This window comes from Chromobacterium alticapitis (assembly GCF_002924365.1).
Lineage (GTDB): Bacteria > Pseudomonadota > Gammaproteobacteria > Burkholderiales > Chromobacteriaceae > Chromobacterium > Chromobacterium alticapitis.
Map to the genome: position 1 here is coordinate 1 of NZ_PQWB01000193.1, position 3,488 is coordinate 3,488.

The window sequence follows — 3,488 nt, forward strand, 5'->3', positions numbered from 1 at the left end:
TGCTGGATGCCACTAATGGCCTGTACAGCGAAACGCGCTACAACGCCTGGGGCCAGATCACCGCCAAGTTCGCCCGCGGCACGGCGGCGGGCGCGGTCAGCGTGCAACAGGAGTTCAGCGAATACGACCGGGCCGGCCGGCTGCTGAAGGGCAATGCCGGCGGCGTGACCAAGCTGTACGGCTACGACGCCAACGGCAACGCCACCATGACGGTGGAGTCCGGCGGAACGGACGGCGCGGCGTGGCGACAGGAAACGCTGAGCGGCGTGCTGAACAAGCTGCAAGACACCCAAGGGGCCAATTACCAGCAATACCTGAACGACTACCGCTTGAAGCTGGACGACTTCGACGCGCGCAACCAGCACGTGGCGACCTACCAGCCGCGCATCGCCAACGCGACCGATGCGCAGTCAGTGCAGATCACGCCCTGGCTGGTGGCCAAGCCGCTGACGAATAATGGCGATGTGGTGACGGTGGGGAAGGTGCCGCCGCGAAATGGCGCGACCGCGAATCCGGCAGGAGTGGGGAGCGTGACGGTGGCGACGAATGACACGATTACCGGTCGCGTCACCGCGGATCGATGCAGTCTCCGGCCGACGGGTTATACCGATGACAATACTTATGCCTTGGATGTCAGCGCGACACTGCATATTCCCGATGGATTGGCGGCTTTGGGGAATCATCATTATCGCGTGAGGTATGGTGCGGCATCGGATGATAATCGCGATCATTTTATATGGAGCGAGGATTTCTATTGCGAAGGGCCCGATATCTCGATTGCCAGACATATCCCGAAAGAGGTGGCGAAATTCCTTTTTCCTCCGAAGGATGATTTTTTACATCCTTTTGATCATAAGCTTAGTTACTGGACCATTGAGGTTTATAAGGACGTAGGCGGGAAAGAGGTCAAGCTGGGAGATGCGGGGACGGCGTTGTTTCCGGGAGAGGGCAAGGACAATACCGGTGCGATTGCATTCAAGACGAAAGATTTTAATAAGATCTATTTTGAAAACATACCCACCTCCGCGACCAAGCTTCTGCTGTTGACCAGGACGGCGAATGGCACGGCGGGGTGGACGGTGAATTCGCTGGTGGCCGAAAGGGGCGATCCTAAATTGGGGATGTATGAATATAACTGGTCAAACATGCCTCGCACCGATTACGAATACCGCTGCCTCGCCGTGGATGCCGTCGGCAATATCATGAGTAGCGGTCAGGGGCGGATGACGCTGAATGACAATGGGTCAAGCATCGCGCCGAGCCGGGATAGCCAGCACCTGCCGCAGGGAGCCGATCCAGCCTTCATGTTTGCCGACAACGGCGGCTGGGGCAAGGGTTGGGTCAATGTCACCGGCCTGGGCGGCTCTGCCAGCCATGGCAAGATCCGCTTCCGCTCGCCGCCGGGTAGCGGTGCCTGGACGCAAACCTATGACCTAGGAGTGGCCTTGTGGGGAGACCCACTCAACGGTTGGTTCCAGTTTGATCCGGCTGCATACGGTTTGCAGCCTAACGCGCGCTATGAATACGACCTGCAAGCGCTGGATAGCAATGGTCAAGCGGGTAAACGAGTGGTGGGCAGTTTTGTGCCCGGCGACGCCAACAGCCTGACGCAGCCGACGCCGTGGAGCAGCCAGGCCCAGATCATTCACCTGAGCAACCAGTCCTCGCTGGCGGCCAGCGCCGTGGTGCGCTACCGCCTGGCCGGCAGCCAGGGCGATTACCTCACCAAGACGCTGAGCAAGAGCGCCGATGGCTCGGGCCGCTTCGACTGGGATACTGGCGAAGACGGCGCGCCGGCCGGCAATTACGAGTTTGAATACCAGGTGTTCGACGCCGGCGGCGCCATGATCAACAGCCTGCGCGGGCAGATGACCCTGGGTCTGGATCATGACGTCCAGATGGATCAGAACTCGGGTTTGATCCTGCCGATGTACGTGCAGTTTGATCCCAAGCAGGTTAACGCGGCGCAGATGGACTTGAGCTACCGGCTCAAAGGCGGCAATGGCGACTGGCTGCAGGCTCAGGTGCTGCGCACCGGCACCGGCACCTTCCTAATCAATGTCGACAACTGGGCGGTAGGAGACTACGAGTACCGCTTTGTGTTGCGCGACGCGGGCGGCGCGGTCATCAACAGCGTCGACGGTTCGGCTTGGGAGAGCAAGGGCTATATCCACCGCGGCGACGACAATAGTCAGGTGTCTGGCAGCAGCCTGCAATGGGTGGTGGACAAATCGCTGTACAACGCCACCGTGACGCGCAGCCAGCGCTACAACGCCTTTGGCGAAGTGGTGAGCGAAACCGACGGCGTCGGCCACACCACCACCTCTGATTACGACACCGCCGGCAAACTGGTGGCCAAGCACGAGGCCAAGGTGACGCTGCGGGACGACAACGGCGATGTGAAGAAGGGCGCTGACGGCAAAGACCAACTGGGCAGCGACGACGCCACCCAGTACCGCTACGACGCCATGGGCAATCTGGTGTCCACCATCGACGCCAATCAGCACGAAAACCGGCAGCGCTGGCTGGCCGGCAGCCAGGACAGCCAGGGCAAGGTGCTGCGCGAATACCATGCCGATGGCAGCACCAAGGAAATGGCCTACGACCGCTTGGGCAATCTGCGCTTTGCCACCGTGAACGGCGATCATCGCGAAGATTACCAATACGACAAACTGGGCCAGCTGACCAGGGCGGACCACGCCCAGCGCAGCACGGCCAGCGGCAGCGAAAACGAGTCCTACGGCGGCCAGCGCCGCTATGACAGCTACGCCTACGACGGCGCCGGCCGCCGCATCAGCCACAGCACCACCAGCACCGGCCGCGACACGCTGACCGACACCACCCGCTACGACAGCCTGGGCCGGGTGCTGGGCACCGTCAGCGCGGCGCAGCGGCATACCGACTACAGCTACGTCTGGGACGCCCAGCTCAAGGGCGCCGGCGGCATCGTGGTGGGCGGCTGGCGCGCCACCACCACCAACGCCAACCAGATGACGCTGCAAGACGCGACGACGCTGAGCGGCCTCAAGGCCGAGCACCACGACCTGGGCGGCCGCGTGACGACGTATGACTACAACAACGCCGGCCAGCTGACGCATCAGCGCGCGAGCAATGGCCAAGACATCGTCTACACCTATTACGGCAACGGCTACCTGCAAGGCATGGAAGACCATGCGGCGCAGCAATACACGCTGTATGGCTACGACGACGACGGCCGCAAGACCTACGAAGCCTACGCCACCGGCGCAGACCGCAACCAGCTGAGCTTCTACCAGCAGTCCACCATCACCTACGACGAACGCGGACGGGTGATCCGCATCCAGGACCCGCGTTTCCTCAGCCGTTACTGGTACGACGCGGTGGGCAACCGTCAGCGCGTTTACACCGAGTACCAGGACGGCAAGGACGGCAGCAAGCAGACGCAGGACAACTGGTACGACTACGACGCGATGAACCGCTTCACCGTCACCATGGGCAGCCATGACGCC

General features: G+C 61.7%; 1 protein-coding gene. It reads left to right on the plus strand.

The window, feature by feature from the left end; genetic code table 11:
- Window positions 1–3,488: RHS repeat domain-containing protein (locus tag C2I19_RS21280; protein WP_199181324.1), on the plus strand; the 3,488-nt coding region annotated here is incomplete at both ends.